14 protein-coding genes are annotated in these 17,173 nt (G+C 43.2%); 5 read left to right on the top strand and 9 right to left on the bottom strand.

Features of this window, described 5'->3' with window-relative positions:
* Positions 1–464 precede the first annotated feature (464 nt).
* A complete protein-coding gene (pssA, locus tag IEY18_RS16390) occupies positions 465–1,253 on the bottom strand; it encodes a CDP-diacylglycerol--serine O-phosphatidyltransferase (protein ID WP_188922840.1) in 789 nt (262 codons plus the stop codon).
* 229 nt (positions 1,254–1,482) lie between these two features.
* Between pssA and IEY18_RS16385 the strand changes: the two genes are divergently transcribed.
* On the top strand, positions 1,483–1,941 hold the full coding sequence (locus IEY18_RS16385; RefSeq protein WP_188922837.1) for a DUF4124 domain-containing protein: 459 nt from the start codon (positions 1,483–1,485) through the stop codon (positions 1,939–1,941).
* Positions 1,942–2,005: 64 nt separating this feature from the next.
* On the opposite strand, the gene clpB is transcribed toward IEY18_RS16385, so the two are convergent.
* From clpB to rluD, 3 genes are all read right to left on the bottom strand, one after another.
* Positions 2,006–4,579, bottom strand: a complete 2,574-nt coding sequence (gene clpB, locus IEY18_RS16380; protein ID WP_188922834.1) for an ATP-dependent chaperone ClpB — start codon at positions 4,577–4,579, stop codon at positions 2,006–2,008.
* 60 nt (positions 4,580–4,639) lie between these two features.
* Positions 4,640–5,332: a peptidoglycan editing factor PgeF gene (pgeF, locus tag IEY18_RS16375; protein WP_188922832.1), complete on the bottom strand. Its 693-nt coding sequence runs from the start codon at positions 5,330–5,332 to the stop codon at positions 4,640–4,642.
* A gap of 62 nt (positions 5,333–5,394) precedes the next feature.
* A complete protein-coding gene (rluD, locus tag IEY18_RS16370) occupies positions 5,395–6,366 on the bottom strand; it encodes a 23S rRNA pseudouridine(1911/1915/1917) synthase RluD (RefSeq protein WP_188922830.1) in 972 nt (323 codons plus the stop codon).
* Between the two features lie 121 nt (positions 6,367–6,487).
* Between rluD and IEY18_RS16365 the strand changes: the two genes are divergently transcribed.
* Positions 6,488–7,231, top strand: a complete 744-nt coding sequence (locus IEY18_RS16365) for an outer membrane protein assembly factor BamD (protein ID WP_188922828.1) — start codon at positions 6,488–6,490, stop codon at positions 7,229–7,231.
* Between the two features lie 527 nt (positions 7,232–7,758).
* On the opposite strand, the gene IEY18_RS16360 is transcribed toward IEY18_RS16365, so the two are convergent.
* From IEY18_RS16360 to ohrR, 3 genes are all read right to left on the bottom strand, one after another.
* Complete coding sequence (locus IEY18_RS16360; protein WP_188922826.1) at positions 7,759–9,423, bottom strand: methyl-accepting chemotaxis protein; 1,665 nt, start codon at positions 9,421–9,423, stop codon at positions 7,759–7,761.
* A 303-nt stretch (positions 9,424–9,726) separates the two neighbouring features.
* Positions 9,727–10,920: an FAD-dependent oxidoreductase gene (locus IEY18_RS16355; RefSeq protein ID WP_188922824.1), complete on the bottom strand. Its 1,194-nt coding sequence runs from the start codon at positions 10,918–10,920 to the stop codon at positions 9,727–9,729.
* 344 nt (positions 10,921–11,264) lie between these two features.
* Positions 11,265–11,714, bottom strand: coding sequence for a transcriptional regulator OhrR (ohrR, locus tag IEY18_RS16350; protein WP_188922822.1), 450 nt, complete (start codon positions 11,712–11,714; stop codon positions 11,265–11,267).
* Positions 11,715–12,001: 287 nt separating this feature from the next.
* On the opposite strand from ohrR, the gene IEY18_RS16345 reads away from it, so the two are divergent.
* From IEY18_RS16345 to IEY18_RS16335, 3 genes are all read left to right on the top strand, one after another.
* Positions 12,002–12,451: a hypothetical protein gene (locus IEY18_RS16345; protein WP_188922820.1), complete on the top strand. Its 450-nt coding sequence runs from the start codon at positions 12,002–12,004 to the stop codon at positions 12,449–12,451.
* A 204-nt stretch (positions 12,452–12,655) separates the two neighbouring features.
* Complete coding sequence (locus IEY18_RS16340) at positions 12,656–14,092, top strand: TlpA family protein disulfide reductase (RefSeq protein ID WP_188922818.1); 1,437 nt, start codon at positions 12,656–12,658, stop codon at positions 14,090–14,092.
* A gap of 158 nt (positions 14,093–14,250) precedes the next feature.
* Entirely contained in the window at positions 14,251–15,054 is an 804-nt protein-coding gene (locus tag IEY18_RS16335) for a substrate-binding periplasmic protein (protein WP_188922816.1), read from the top strand.
* Here the strand turns inward: IEY18_RS16335 and IEY18_RS16330 are convergent, their stop codons facing one another.
* Together IEY18_RS16330 and ahpF are read right to left on the bottom strand one after the other, a co-directional pair.
* Positions 15,055–15,468 (bottom strand): hypothetical protein, encoded by a 414-nt coding sequence (locus IEY18_RS16330; protein WP_188922843.1) that lies wholly within the window; start codon positions 15,466–15,468, stop codon positions 15,055–15,057.
* Between the two features lie 100 nt (positions 15,469–15,568).
* The gene (ahpF, locus tag IEY18_RS16325) at positions 15,569–17,131 is read right to left on the bottom strand and encodes an alkyl hydroperoxide reductase subunit F (RefSeq protein WP_188922813.1); all 1,563 of its coding nucleotides are present in this window, start codon (positions 17,129–17,131) and stop codon (positions 15,569–15,571) included.
* Positions 17,132–17,173: the final 42 nt, after the last annotated feature.

The raw sequence follows: 17,173 nt of genomic DNA, 5'->3' as shown, positions 1-17,173 counted from the left end.
TCATCTTCCAAAAGAAAGAATGAAGCAATTTCGAATAACTCAACACCTGTGAATGTCCACACAGATTTGCTTGTCAACTTGTTAAAGAGCGTTGATATCCTGTTTCAGATATCGCCGATAGCTGCTGGAGCATCTCGGGTCAGGGCTGCGTATTCTACGCTTTCCTTTTCTTTCGTCAAGTAGTTTTTTCAAACTTTCTTAACGGCTAGTTTTCCTAGCTTGTCACCTTGGCTTGCATCGCTGCAGCCGCCGTGTCAGTGGGAGCGCATTATAGAGAGAACTTAGACAAGCGCAAGTGCTTTTTCACCACAAAAATCCAAGCGCTTATTTTTCATCCAAAGCCATTCATTTTTCTGCGCGGTCTATAAGGATGGCACAAGTCGAGTGACTTTGCTGATTAATTTTTATTCAGCAGTTTTACTGACAGTCGTGCTATTTAGTCGATGGAATTAACAAACGCGGCTCTATTCATCTTCATCGGTTTCAAGACTGTCTTGAGGTTTGGAATCAGCTTTCACTGGCTCGGACTTTAGTTTGCGAACAGAGTACACGGTAATAACTGGACCTGAAGCAGCATAACCAAGAAAAGCAGCAAACAAGACTAATGCAGGCTCAACAGATACAACGACGAAAACACCCACAATTAACAAAATTGTTAAAAAAGTAACCCGTGAGCGCCAATCGACTTCTTTAAATGAGTGATAACGGAAATTGCTCACCATAAGCAACCCCGCACAAGTGGTCAGTACTGCGACCATAATTGAAATGTCATTACCGTCAATTTGGTACATACTGCCAATCCAAACCATACCCGCGATCAATGCCGCTGCTGCCGGACTCGCTAAGCCCTGAAAGTATCTTTTATCGGCAACTCCCACCTGCGTATTAAATCGAGCCAGTCGCAACGCAGCTGCTGCACAATAAATAAACGCAGCAAGCCAACCCACTTTTCCAAGTTCAGTTAACCCCCAGTTATAAGCGATTAAAGCTGGAGCCATCCCAAAAGACACCATATCAGCCATGCTGTCATACTCCGCACCAAATGCACTTTGTGTATTGGTCATTCGCGCAACTCGCCCATCCAAACCATCACAAATCATTGCAACAAAAACGGCAATAGCAGCGGGTTCAAAGTGATTGTTCATTGAGGCAATGACTGCATAAAAGCCCGCAAACAGCCCCGCAGTAGTTAAAAGATTGGGTAATAAATAAATTCCAGGGCGTTTTAGGTGCTGCTTTTCAACTGGTTGCATAGTTTAAACCTAGACAAATAGTGGTTTTCATAGAAAAGATATCATATCTTTATAGTTATCCAATCCTTGGGCGGTTGAATTGACAAGGAATTATCAATATCGCGACCCATGTTTTGTTTGAAATATGATTTTTGATGTAGCATAAAGTAGTGCAATAACTGAGTTATTGAAATGGTACAAGGAAGGGGTTTGGTGACCGACCCAGAGATTAACACTTTAGGATGACAATATGTTTGAGCTTATTCGAAGCACAAAACTTAAATTTGCTAGTTTGCTACTGGTTTTGTTTACGGCGCCAACTTTCGCAACCGTAATTTATACTTGGGTCGATGAAAATGGCGTCACACATTACAGCCAACAATCCCCAGAAAATATTGAAGCGACAAAACTCTATAGCGAGGATATGGAACAGGCCTTGATTGGATTTGTGTCTCCCAAAGTTTCCAAAAAGAGTGACGAGCAACTTAGCACTGAAGAACTCAATGCTGAATTGATTAAGCGACAAGACGGAGATCAGGCAAAATCTATCTGTGCCAGTGCTAAGCATTCACTCCAAATTTTAACGACTCATAGCAAACTAAACCGTCAAGATCCAAAGTCAGGTAAGTCTATTGCAATGACAGAAGAAGAAAGGCAAGCCGCAATAAAGGAAAACAAAGAAAGAATTTCCTTATTTTGTGAAAAGTAGCGAACTCAAAATTCGTTAAAAAGGGAGCGAATGCTCCCTTTTTAATTGCCTATGGAACTTTGTTTCATTGATGAAACCTAAGATTGTTATCGACACAATCAATCACAATCGCTTTTCCTGGTAGCAAATCCCCTCTCAATAACTGTTGCGCAAGCGGATTTTCAACAAACTTTTGTAAAGCTCGTTTTAACGGTCTAGCACCATATATGGGGTCAAAACCAGACTGAGCAATGAAACGTAGTGCTTCATCGGTAACTTCAAGAGCAAACTCTCGCTCTTGCAACCTCGCTCTCAAGGCGTCGACTTGAATTGCCGCAATATGTTTAATGTGCTCTGATTCTAACGGATGGAAAACGACGGATTCATCAACTCGATTTAAAAACTCAGGCTTAAATGCATGGGTCACAACCCCCATCACAGCCTGTTTCATTTCGTCGTAGTTTAAAGTCGTAAAGTTTTCTTGGATAATATCTGATCCAAGATTTGAAGTCATAATCACAACGGAGTTTCTAAAGTCAACGGTACGCCCCTGTCCATCTGTTAAGCGACCGTCATCGAGTACCTGTAAAAGAATGTTGAAAACATCAGGGTGAGCTTTCTCAACCTCATCAAGCAAAATCACGGAATAGGGTTTACGTCGCACCGCTTCAGTCAGATATCCGCCCTCTTCATAACCCACATATCCTGGAGGCGCCCCAACAAGCCGAGATACAGAGTGCTTTTCCATAAACTCCGACATATCAATACGAACGATTGCAGATTCTGTGTCAAACAAGAACTTAGCAAGCGATTTACACAATTCTGTTTTACCGACGCCGGTTGGCCCAAGAAATAGAAATGAACCAATTGGTCGATTTGGATCCGCGAGGCCCGCTCGACTACGGCGAATAGCATTCGAGACGGTAGTCACTGCTTCATGTTGCCCGATAACTCTTTTGTGCAATGCATCTTCCATTTGCAATAGCTTTTCTTTTTCACCTTCCAGCATCTTGGCAACAGGGATCCCAGTCGCTTTAGATAACACCTCTGCAATTTCAATATCGGTCACTTTGTTGCGTAAAAGAGTCATATCTTGCATTTCAGCTTGAGCAGCAAGATCTAATTGCCGCTCAAGATCTGGGATCCGGCCATATTGTAATTCAGACATCCGAGTTAAATCGCTGGCACGCCTTGCCACGTCAAGATCCATTCGAGCCTGCTCTAAATCGGCTTTAATATGCTGTGTACCGGCAAGTGCGGCCTTTTCGGTATGCCAAATCTCATTTAATTCTGATGATTTTTGCTCTACGTCTTCCAACTCTTCTCTTAAATGCTCTAATCGTCGACAGCTTGCTTCATCATCTTCTTTTGCAAGCGCTTGTTCCTCGAGCTTTAATTGAATCGCTCTTCGCTCTAAGCGATCTAAAGGCTCTGGTTTAGAGTCAATTTGCAATCGAATACTTGATGCCGCTTCATCAATCAGATCAATAGCTTTGTCTGGTAATTTTCGGTCTGAAACATAGCGGTGAGACATCGATGCAGCCGCTACGATTGCAGGATCGGTAATTTCAACATGGTGATGCAGTTCATACCGTTCTTTAAGCCCACGCAATATCGCGATTGTGTCTTCGACACTCGGCTCATCGACGATCACTTTTTGAAAGCGTCGCTCTAAAGCGGCGTCTTTTTCTATGTATTGGCGATACTCATCTAGGGTCGTCGCGCCGACACAGTGCAGATCCCCACGGGCAAGAGCTGGCTTAAGCATATTGCCCGCATCCATTGCGCCGTCAGATTTACCCGCACCCACCATGGTGTGTAATTCGTCAATAAACAGAATCACTTGACCTTCTTCTTGCGCCAATTCATTCAAAACCGCTTTCAAGCGCTCTTCAAACTCCCCTCGATATTTTGCGCCAGCAATTAACGCGCCCATATCAAGTGACAAGACCTTTTTATTTTTGACCCCTTCAGGAACTTCACCATTCACAATGCGTTGCGCTAGGCCTTCAACAATTGCAGTTTTACCAACACCGGGCTCACCGATAAGTACTGGGTTATTTTTGGTTCGGCGCTGCAGAACTTGAACCGTGCGGCGAATTTCATCATCTCTGCCAATCACAGGGTCTAACTTCCCCTGTTCGGCTCTTTCGGTCAGATCCACTGTATATTTTTTGAGTGCTTGGCGCTGATCTTCCGCATTCGGATCATCAACAGATTGACCGCCGCGGATCGTTTCTATGGTTTGCTCTAGCAACTCTTTGGTTGCACCGGCTTTTTTTAGACTTTCCGCGAGCGGATCATTGCCATCTAAGGCCACTAAGATAAACAATTCACTAGAAATATATTTATCTTTGCGCTTTTGCGACATTTTATCGCATAGATTTAGTAGTCGAATTAAGGCCTGGGATAACTGTATATCACCGCCAGAACCTTCCACCTGAGGTAAACGCTCTAAATGTTGGCTGATCAGTGAGCGTAAAGCACTGACTTGAATTCCCGCCTGCGTTAAAAGCGGGTGAATTGAACCCGAGTCCTGATTCAAAAGTGCCATCATCAAATGAATTGGCTCGATGAACTGGTGATCACGACCCAGCGCCAATGACTGTGCATCAGAAATAGCCAGTTGAAACTTATTAGTCATACGATCAAGTCGCATACTGCCTCCAATAACAAACAAAAGAACATACAAAAATAGATGGGGATTCGTCGCTAAAAATCAAGCGTTCATCCAAATCAAAGATGCCATACGTCCCGTTTTACCATCACGACGATAGGAAAAAAAGTCTTTTGAATTCTTATATGTACACATATCTGCAGTAAATACATTCTGTATATTACTTCTTGTTAATCTAGCGACAGCCAAACTTTGAAGATCAGCTAAGTATTTGTCGCCATCAGCAACAAAATGTCGACTATCTTCTGAAGCTATTTGCATAAATTCATCGCGTACTTCTGCACCGACCTGAAAAGCAAGCGGCCCTATTGCTGGCCCGAGGTACGCGTAAATTTCGTCCAAAGGGGAAAAAAATTTACCTAATGTTTGCTCTACGATGCCATGACACAAACTACGCCAACCCGCATGGACTGCAGCAACTTCAGTGCCCTGACGATTACACAACAGAATAGGTAAACAATCAGCAGTCATGATCGCACATACAACACCTGGTTGCCGCGTATAGCTAGCATCCGCAGTTAACGTTACTGCAGAACTCATCGGTTCACGCTTTACAAATTCTGCGACTTGAGTGCCATGAACTTGGTCCAACCAAATAGGCTCAGACGGCAGTTGTAAAGTTTGATGAAGACGAGCGCGATTAGACAGAACGTCGTCGAGCTTATCACCTACATGCGTACCTATATTTAAACTATCAAAAGGGGATGAGCTAACGCCACCATGACGTGTTGTCATCGCAACATTTACATTGAGGGGTACAGGCCAACCGAATTGGCCCGTACAATTGCTATTTATATTCAATAGAGAATGGGGTTCGCTTCAGTATCTTTGCGAAGCGCTTTTGTTAATTTAACCATATCTTCTGGCACGGGCGCCTGCCAAGTCATCCATTCACAGGTAAATGGATGAGCAAGTTCAAGGCGCACGGCATGAAGGGCTTGTCGTTTAAACCCTTTCAATACTTCGAAAAACTCCGCAGAAGCAGCTTTAGGCGGTCTTGGACGCCCACCATACACAGGATCTCCAACAAGAACATGTCCAATATGTGCCATATGTACACGAATTTGATGGGTACGGCCAGATTCTAATCTAAGACGTAACCTTGTATGTGCTCTAAATTTTTCAGCCACTCGGTAATGCGTGACAGATGGCTTTCCTAAAGGATGTACGGCCATTTGCGTGCGCTGGGTTGGGTGACGAGAAATGGGCTCATCCACTACACCACCGGCGGTCATCGTTCCAATGACAATGGCTTCATACTCACGCGTAATATCACGGGCTTGCAAAGCTGATACTAGATGGGTTTGCGCCTCCACGGTTTTAGCAACAACCATTAAACCAGTGGTATCTTTGTCTAAACGGTGCACGATACCCGCTCTTGGCACATGCTCTATTTCAGGGCAATGATGGAGTAACGCATTGAGCAATGTCCCATCAGCATTCCCAGCTCCGGGGTGCACAACTAAGCCAGCTTGTTTATTAATCACCAATATATGTTCATCTTCAAACACGATATTAAGATCAATCGCTTCAGCTTTAGCTACAACCTCTTCTTCAATTTGAGCCTGAACCAAAATCTGTTGCAACTCATAAACCTTTTCGCGAGGCTTATTTACTACTCTACCATCGACTTTGATGCAATCAGACAGTATCCATTCTTTGATGCGTGTACGGGAATAGTCAGGGAACAATTCTGCCAAAGCTTGGTCTAATCTTTGGCCGGTTTGTGTTGCTGAAATCTCGCTTTTTAGATTAATCTCTTGTGTCATATGAACCGTACCCGCGTTTAAGGGTCCAATAATTTTTGCTATCTGTTACAATCGGATGTTTCTATTTTATAGTGAAATGAAACGTTTCATAACTATTAACTTAAAAGAATTGATATCAAGTATGTATAAATTTGCCAAAGTAGCCACTATTGCTCTACTCACAATCGCTGTAACTGCTTGTAGTAGCAGCGTTGTTGAGGACGATTTAGAAATTCAAAAAAAATCGCCAGAAGCTCTTTATGCCCAAGCAAGAACATCCATGGAACTTGGCAATTTCTCTAAAGCTATCCGAAATCTGGAAGCTTTAGACTCAAGATACCCATTTGGTCCTCACAAAACTCAAGTACAACTCGACTTAATTTACGCTTATTACAAGCTCGAAGATGTTGCATCAGGTCTCGCAAATATCGATCGTTTTATTCGCTTAAATCCGACACACCCTGACGTTGATTATGTCTACTACATGCGCGGCCTCGTGAACATGCAAGCTGATGCATATTTATTCCACGATATGCTTGATATTGACCGCACGGATCGAGATCCACAAAATGCATTAAATGCTTTTAAAGATTTTGAGCGACTCATTAAGCTGCACCCAAACAGTAAATATGCTGCTGATGCTCAAAAGCGCATGATAGCATTAAAAAATAGACTTGCTGGCTATTCAATCAAAGTCGCTGAATACTACATTAAGATCCATGCTTGGAGCGCTGCGGCAGTAAGAGCTCAGCATGTTATGGAATCATTTCCGCAAACCACTTCGGTCAAACGTGCGCTTGAGATTATGATCCAATCCTATGACGAGCTTGGCCAAAAAACGCTCAAACAGAATGCACAAGCCGTATATGATCGCAACTATGGCTAATCGCCGTATTCCAGACTCAACTCGATAAGAGCACTAGCATCAACTTGAGCTTAAAAGGGTATTATATGAAAGCACGCTCACGCGTGCTTTTTTTTGAGCCTTATTCATTGCTCTCTTTCAGAAAAAACACCAAGGGTTGAATAACACTAGATTCAATTTATGCACTCATCTTTTACGCTGTAGGCTTCGTATGTCGGCAATTCGTATAACTGAACGTTTGTCCTGTTAGGTTGTACGCTGGACAATCTAGCCATCGATTCGGAGCCTCATTAGCATGAGCTTCCGCTCCTTCCCTCTGGGGCTAAAATAACCCCAGCAATGTTACAGTAATGACTCAAAAAACAAAACAATCGCTAAGCCCCCCTTTGCGAATAGACCTTGCTATCGACGCCCTCTTTCTGCAGCACGAGCGTTTCAAAACAAAACTCAGCAATACCGTTTAGAGTAGAAGTCACTCTTTATTACACAAAAAAGCCAACCCATTGGGTTGGCTTTTCAATTCATCATAACCATTTACATGATCAGGGTTAGACCTTGAACTGGTTAACTAGCTTACTCAAGTTTTCCCCTTCTCGAGAAACGGTTTGGCTAATACCGGCCGCACCTTCACTTGATTGCGTTAAATCATTAACGATCTCTTGAATCGCGTAAACATTACGATTAATTTCTTCGGTAACTGAGCTTTGCTCGGTCGCCGCCGTTGCGATTTGCGTGCTCATATCGTTAATCGCAGTAACCGCAGAAGTTACAGAACCAAGACTATCAGAAATCGCTCGAGAAGAATCGACCGAGCGGCCACAACTCTGCTGGCTTTCTTCCATCGCTGATACCGCTTGCGATACCAACTTATGTAGTTCTGTCAGCATTTCATTAATTTCTAGCGTACTGGCTTGAGTACGACTTGCTAAGTTTCTCACTTCATCCGCAACAACCGCAAAACCACGCCCTTGCTCACCTGCACGCGCCGCTTCAATGGCAGCATTCAAAGCCAACAAGTTGGTTTGCTCAGCAATACCACCAATAACGGTTAGGACATTATTAATTTTTTGAGACTGCTCACTTAAGGACTGAATATCACTCGCGGCACTGTTAATCTCCGTCATCAAACCTGAGATTTCAGTTAAAGACGTATCCACACATTCCTGAGCCTTCACCACATCTAATGTCGCCGCTTGAGTCGCTTCGGCAACCTGCGTGGTATTCATGGCGACTTCACTCGCGGTTGATGACATTTCAGTAATTGCTGTAACCACTTGATCAGTTTCATTATTATGATTGATGAGCTGCTCAACCATAATTTGGGCTTGACCATGGATATCTGATGCCCCTGTTTTTACTTCATTTGTAGCGCTTGCCACATCTTTAATCGTGTTTTGTAGCTTCTCTACAAATAAATTGAATGCCTTGCCAAGATGAGCTATTTCGTCATTACCGTTAACCGTTAAACGCTTGGTCAAATCACCTTCACCTTGGGCAATGTCATCCAGTTTTTCAGCCATCAATCGCACTGGTGTAACCATCTTCGTCGCAACGACAACAATTACGATCATTGTTGCAATGGATAAGACTAATGAAACAAGGAAAATCCACATGGCGTTCTCAGCCATTTTGTCTTCAGACTCCATTCGATACTCGTCAATCACCGCATCGATATCATCAACATAGGCGCCCGTTCCTAACATCCATTCAGTGTTCGGTACGATGATGGCATACCCTAATTTTTCAATCAGTTTATCGGTACCAGGTTTTTGATAATAGTATGTAAATAAGCCATCACCACGCTTGGCAGCTTCAAGTAGGCCGACAATAATTTTATTACCTTTGGGATCAGTGAGCCCCATTAAGCTTTTTCCTTCGAGTGAAGGCTTTAGCGCGTGAAAGACATTCACACCTTGTGTATTGTAAATGTAAAAGTAACCGGCTTTACCAAACGTTGCTTTTCTTAAAGCCGCGTTTACATCACCTTTGTCACCTAAACTCAATTGATAATTAACGATTTCTTCGGCAATTTCCGTTGCCTCTCTGAGCTGCTGCTTACGCTCATCAACTAGTTTTTCCCTAAAAACGGCAATATCTGCTTCTATGGCATCAGATTGCACGTTGTAAGAAATACCCATTATCACAGTTAATATGATAACCAGCGGCAACAAAGCTAATGCTAGCAGTTTGTTACGCATACCCAGATTAGACATCTACTCACCCTCACGTTAATGACTTAGACTCCCTATTCCTAGATTTTTCTTCCTTCCCTGTTGAGTATAGGTTAAGACAAGCAGCTGTCTATAGATAACCAAAACTATCTAATCGCTCATCTAATCGACAAAAGTGTAATCAAGATCAAATATACACAAGTGTTGCTATCGATTTTTGCATAACCTGTTATCGCTCAATAGATTGAGGAGTCTTCTAATGCAGCTTATCGGCACAGAGAGGCATAACTTTATTGATGTAAATCACTATTTCTACGTTTACTTGAATTTACTTGATTGGAAAGTCTATCTGGGTGTATTCGGCGTCTGGAGTGTGACAGACTCATAATCAGCTTGAGCAACACGAGCGCCTAGCTGCTGTTGAACTGCAGATAGCACTTGCTGTGCTGTAGTTCTATATGCTGTAAGTTTACCGCCATAAATTGTGATAAATCGGGGTTGATGTTCTGCTTGAGCAATCACCACCTCTCTGTGTTTAGAAAACGCATTCCCTCGGCCAGCTGGTAAAACCCTCACACCACAATACGTATCAATTATCTTCGATGCTAACTCGGTTTTGTTTAACCCTGTGTCAAAATAATGCACATATATTGCAAGAAGATATTCAATTTCCCGCTCAGTAACCTGTGGTTTCTCCGGCATATGACAAAGTTCAAGCTCAGTGGTACCGATTAAGGTTTTTCCTTGCCATGGCATGACAAAAACCACTCGGGGGTCCAAATGAGACTCCAAATATATCACCCCCTGAGGTGCAGGAAGGTCAATGAGTAAATGAGAGCCTTGAACCCAAGAAATGTTTTGTGGCTTCACAGCCGGACGCAACAGAGCGAGACAGTCATTGACCCAAGGGCCTGCAGCATTAACGACTGCTGCAGCACGCACTTGTTCATTTTTGCCACGAACCTGATAGTTGATTTGATAGCCTGACGCCACCAGCGATATATCTTGAATGTTTGCCAGCTCAACACAGTTCGCACCATATTTTATACTTGATTGTGCCACCGATAAAGTCAGTGCAAAATCATCAGTTTGGGCGTCCCAATATTGAAACACAGCTTGCAAACCTTGCAATTTCAGCCCTTTAATTTGACTCCAATAAACTCTAGGAACTGACTTGAAAGTTCGATACGCAGATTTCAAGCTCAGCATGGAATATAAGCTTAAGCCGGCCCGGATCTTATGCGCCCCCCTTCGGTGGTTGCGATAAACCGGTATATAAAATGCAACAGGATGAACTAAATCTGGGGCTAATTTTAGCAGTTGCTCTCGTTGCTCTAACGACGAGCGAACCATTTGCAAATGACCTGATTCAAGGTAACGCAAACCGCCATGGATCAATTTACTTGAGTTAGCCGACGTCTCCTTGCCAATTTGATTTTTTTCTAACAAAGTTACTGAAAAACCCGCAATAGCAAGCGCTTGGGCTACACCAACCCCATTAATTCCCCCGCCGACGACTACAACATCAACCGTTTTCATATCCCCTCAAGTTTAAGTAAATGCGCAGGCATGACCAATCAATGCTGATTAATGCCGACCATTGTTGTGACGATAACGCGGCAAGAACTTGCATTCTGCCAAGTTATTCATCTATTTAATGTTCGCTGACAAGTCGCTATCTATTGAAGTGCTTATACGAATTCGCAGCCAAAAGGTTCAAACACCTTTTCACAGGGTTAATATCGGGCGGCAACATAAATAATCAACTCGATTGCAGCTCTAGCCCCCCCCCCCGCCGAAATGGTGCTCACGCCTTGTACTAATAAATCATCAAAATGTCTTGTGCAACAGGCCGAGCATTCAATAAAAGAGCAAATGGTTTTTTAGGGTTCTTTAGCTTGCAGGTGGACAAGCGTTTGTTCGCAAAGCGCCTTTAATTGCTGGAGCGCTTCTAAATCCCCACCCGCTTGACATAACATAGCTTTAGGAACGGCTTGCGCCTTTTCTTTCAACGCAATACCAGCATCAGTTAAATGCAAAACACGGACGCGCTCATCGGTTTCGCTGCGACCACGAATCACCAACTCTTTTGCCGCTAAACGCTTAAGAAGCGGCGTTAATGTGCCGGAGTCTAAATGTAACTTTTCACCTAAGGTCTTCACGCTGATCCCTTGGTGCTGCCATAAAACTAACATGACCAAATATTGCGGATAGGTAAGATCCAATTGCTGCAATAAAGGTCGATAAGCCCTAACCATCGCATTCGCGGCGCTGTAGACTGAAAAACAAACTTGCTCCTCTAAACAGAGGCTCGATTTGGGTGGCTGTGTCATATTAACCCTCACAATTGTATTGCGCGCAATATACCTTGCAAGTCATGGATATATCAAGTTCTAGTGCTGCTCGGTATTTTGAACGCAATATATTGACATTTTAAATCAGAAATAACTAATTTATACCGTCACATCAATCAATTAAGTCTTTCTTTAAACGGTTGTCGAAAATATAAACGAATTTTGTGATAAACAACTAAGTCTGTTCACTACAAAAATTTGATTTTATTAAGTAAAGCAATTATTTTAGTACTTAAGTTTTATATGTTGCAGCAAGGATGGCGCCAATGAGATTGTTAGTTTTCTGTTTACTTTTTAGTTGTAACACCTTTGCTTGGTGTGAAATGAAAACAGAGCTAACTCAAGTGAGCTTTAATCAAAATAGCTCTTACTTTAACTCCCTTTCTACGCAACAGCTTGATACCCTACTCCAGCAATTTATCGAGAAGTCGGCTGTCGCAGAGCAAGAAGATCCTGTTTTTGTATTAGAATACAAACTTAACCAAGCCAGCCTTGATCAAGAATCTTTTAAGTATAATCGCTGGCTTGCTGATCGTCGTATCTCTCGCGTCAAAGATTATCTCGCGACTCAACTATCGAGTACTCCAATTGTTAGCCAGATCAATACCGCAAGTGCGATTAGTGATCGTAGTGTCACGATTCAGCTGTGCCACAACAGCGCTTTACCGTCAGGCATGTTGGCAGCAGTAGAAAATTTAAATATACGCATCAAGTAGCTAGTCTTTATAAAGCCGCCACAGATGAATACCATCAAGCAGAAAACATTTTGCTCTTTTAAGACGATCTAGCGCACAAAAATGACTAAATCTTGCCCCATCTAGGCGATTATTAAGCCAAATTTAAGCCAGTTCTAGGTAAAGTGTAACCCTCTAATCTTCCATAATTTTTCTCTGATTTACCCACATTTGGTGGGGGACACTATGACAAATAAAATCCTATCTATTTTCTTCATCACTTTGATGACGTTTACTTCATGGGGCTCTTTTGCCTCTGAGCCAAGCACGCCGGCAAACACAACGGCTGCGCAAGACACGACTTGGCATTACATTGATGCTGAAGGCAACTTAAAAGTTAAGCTATATTTCTTTTGGTCTAAAACCTGTCCCCACTGTGCACAAGCACACCCATTTATTGACTCGTTACCTAAAAAGTATCCTTGGATTGAGTTGCATTCCTATGTGGTCTCAGAGAAAGAATCTCTTACAAAGTGGAAAAAAATTGCCGAACAAACTGGCTCAGAGGCACGCTCCGTGCCTTATATGGCTAGCTGTGAAAAAGCAGTCGTGGGATATAGCAGCGAGGCTGTCACGGGTCAGTTTTTATTAAACCGCTTGAAGTCATGCTATCAGTCACTAGGGGGGCAACTCGCTGCTGAGTCAGACATACCAGCGGCCGCTGCAGCAGATCCTGATGCCTTACCGCTATTTGAAACCTGCGGTGCGAGTGACGGTGGCTCCGATGATGGCACCTGCGACATTGGTGTCACAACCGAAATTGAAGCCACGTCAGATGTACAACCTATCGAACTGCCCCTAGTTGGTGTCGTAACCCCAGAAACTCTCTCCTTACCTCTACTCACCGTGGTATTGGGTGGTGTCGATGCTTTTAACCCATGTGCATTCTTCGTCTTGCTTTTCTTGTTGTCCATCATGGTCAATGCAAAAAGTCGTACTCGAATGTTGATTGTGGGCGGCATCTTCGTATTTTTCTCCGGCTTCATTTACTTCCTATTTATGACCGCATGGCTGAACATGTTTGAACTACTCGGTGCAGGAAGCGATGGCGGGCTCATTATTTTAGGCGCAGGTTTACTCGCGCTCGTGGCTGGCTCAATTAATATCAAAGAATATTTCTTTACCAAGGGCGAAGTTTCCCTATCCATGTCAGCAGAAAACCGAACTGGGCTTATCAAACGCATGGGGAAACTCTCAAGCGCCAGTAGTATGGCAGCAATGATATTTGGAACCACTGTTCTGGCCATTTTGGCAAACGCCTATGAACTCTTGTGTACTGCTGGGTTTCCGATGATCTATACCAGTGTCTTAGCTATGCATGAGCTTCCGGATCTAGAACGCTACCTCTATCTAGTGCTGTATAATGTTGTATACGTCATTCCACTGGCTATTATCGTTATTGTTTTCTCACTAACGCTAGGGAAACGAAAACTGACCGAAAAAGAAGGTCAAACACTGAAACTCATGTCAGGTATTATGATGGTAGGACTTGGCGGCATGCTCGCAGTCGACCCGACATCATTACAAAATGTAACGCTAGCTGTTGGCTTAATCCTTTGCTCTATAATTCTTACCAGCATGATTGTGGTCACTAGAAAAATGCTCGCAAAGTCGAAAAAATAGCATTCCCAATCGATCATTCTGTGGCTGGGTCTAATCGCTTTATAAGTGAATAGGCTCAGCCATTTAGTTTTATCGCCCTTCTCGTCTATACTCATAAAACCGACAAGGACAGTTTAAATACTGCCTGGACTTATCCACTTAAAGTGCGATGGTTTCTTATGGACGATAAACTGAAGCTCGCTCCCTGGACTATCGGCGCCGTCATGGCGATTTTACTGCTTCCTACTGCCCAGGCAGCCCATGTGGTTAACGCATGCGGTCATCAAGATTACCCACCGTGGAACTGGCTCAGCCAAGGAAAAATAAAAGGAGTATGCGCCCAAGTTGTTCAAGAGTTATTCGAGCAGCAAGGCATTGAAGTTGATTTCAGCTATGTTGGCCCCTGGGCTCGATGCCAAAGAAATATTGGTAAAGGTTTAGTCGACATCAATATTTGTGCATTTATCAATCCTGTCCGTGAAAGCTATTCCACATTTATTGATACTCCAATGGGACACAATGACCAAGTCGTCCTTGTCCACCACTTGCGTACATTTCAATTCGAAAAATGGCAAGATTTGAAGGGTAAATTGGCGGGTATGGTTCTGGGTGTCAGTATTGGTGAAGCGTTTGATACATTTTTAAATGAACATGCCGCAATATTTCGAGTACGAGATCCCGCTCAGAGTTTGAAAATGCTGCAATCTGGTCGCGTTGATTTTGTGCCGATGGGACGCTTTTCAGCGAGGATTTTGATCGAGATGATGGGGCTTGAAAACGAAATCCTCATTCTCCCAACCCCAATCCTCGTTGGTAACTTGCATATATCCATTTCAAATCATTCAAATTTACATCATTTATTGCCTGCTATTGAAGAAGCGATGCAAAGCGAGCGCTATCGGCAAAGGGTTAATCAATTATTAAATGAATATACACAAGCCTACTTAGAAGAATGGCGACAAGTCCCTAGCGCCGAGCAATAGCTATTCAGATTCTGGCATTCCTTTCAATGAGCGCAAAAACAGACCCAGACCGCCGAATGCAAGTACCAAAATGACAATCAAATCAAACGCGCTCATCGATTTGAATCGAAATTGAATAGAAGAAATCACACCAAATACTAGTGCAACTAAAGAGCCTGCAGATAGTAACCAGCCGATCGGGTTTTTACCGTTGTAAAATAGAATCGCGACACCAAAGATAAAGGGCAACATAACCATGCCACTCGTAATCGACATATTCATCCCCATACTATTGAGTTGATATAATCGATATCCGAGCCCAAACCCTGAGCTAACATGCACAGAGTTCAACAGTAAATAGAATCCACCACACATCATGGCTAGCCCAATTAAAAACTGACCTATCCCGCCAGACGTTCCACCAGCACCTTTCATAACATTCCCTGCAAACATGAAAAGCCCCATGTTAATTCAATTGTTTGCAAAAAAAAATGATTAGACTGTGTCTAATCATTTTATCCCTTTTCTCGTTTAATTAGGCGGCTTGACTTGAACTGCTGTCTGAGCGAATGAGGTGATCAAATGCACTCAGAGATGCCGTAGCCCCACTCCCCATCGCAATAATGATCTGTTTATAAGCAGAGTTAGTTACATCTCCCGCCGCAAATACACCAGCCATAGAGGTCTCACCTCGACTATTCACCACGATTTCACCACGATTGGTCTGCTCTATTGTGCCTTGCAGCCATTCTGCATTGGGAACTAAACCTATTTGTACGAAGATGCCCGATAACTCAATATGGTGCTGAGAGTTTGTTGCTCTGTCGGTATAGTTCAACCCCGTTACTCGAGAACCATCGCCGACAACTTCTGTGGTCATCGCTTGGGTAATGATTTCTATATTATTCATAGACGCCGCTTTACGCTGCAAAACTTCATCAGCCCTTAAACGATTATCAAATTCGAGTACGGTCACATGCTCTACAATATTAGCTAGATCGATAGCTGCCTCTATACCTGAATTACCACCGCCAATCACTGCAACTCGTTTACCTTTAAATAGCGGACCATCACAATGGGGACAATATGCGACTCCTTTGCCGCGATATACTTGCTCACCAGGAACATTCATTTCTCGCCAGCGGGCGCCAGTCGCAATAATTACAGAGTGGCTTTTTACAATTGCGCCGCTTTCTAATTCAAGTTCAAATAGATCACCAGACTTGAGGTGCAATGCTTTTTGGTTATCCATGATATTGACATCATAATCCTTCACATGAGCTTCCAAATTGGCAACGAGCTTGGGGCCTTCAGTAGACTTTACGGAAATAAAGTTTTCAATCCCGACAGTCTCGGCCACCTGACCACCAAATTTATCTGCAATAATTCCCGTTCGTAAGCCTTTACGTGCTGAGTAAATGGCCGCCGACGCCCCTGCAGGACCACCACCGACAATCAGTACTTCATAGGGCTTTTGAGCTGTTAATGCTTCGGCTGTTCGCTGCTGAGCACCAGAATCAAGCTTGTTTAAGATCTCACTTAAACTTATCCGTCCTTGTGCAAATAGCTCACCATTTAAATAAACAGAAGGTACAGCCATGATATTTTTTTCATCAACTTCGCTTTGATACAAGGCGCCGTCAATCATGGTATTTTCAATGCCTGAATTGAGTGCCGCCATCATGTTGAGTGCCTGCACGACGTCTGGGCAATTTTGGCAACTTAGCGAAACGTATGTCTCAAATTTATAGCTACCCGTCAAATTTTTCACTTGTTCTATCACTTCAGGCTCAAGTTTAAGCGGGTGGCCACCAGAATGAAGCAAAGCTAATACCAACGATGTGAATTCATGGCCCATTGGGATCCCAGCGAAGTATATTTTGCTATTTGTTTGAGCGTTTGTAACCAGCATTGACGGTGTCCTCTCTAATCCCTGATAATTTACAGTGACGAGAGGCGATAGTTGCGCAATATCCTCAGCAAGTGTTTTCAACTCGGTGCCTTTAGCAGTGTCATCGGCAGAGACTATGAGCTCAACTGAATGCTTGAGGTTTTGAAGGTATGTTTGAAGTTGAGATTTTAGCTTTGCATCTAACATGATGACTCCAGAATTCGATTATGGAAATAAAGCCCTAACGAC

It is taken from the genome of Shewanella gelidii, from assembly GCF_014647855.1.
Classification (GTDB): Bacteria; Pseudomonadota; Gammaproteobacteria; order Enterobacterales; family Shewanellaceae; genus Shewanella; species Shewanella gelidii.
Note: the sequence above shows the minus strand (reverse complement) of the source record. Positions and strands in the feature narration are given on the sequence as shown.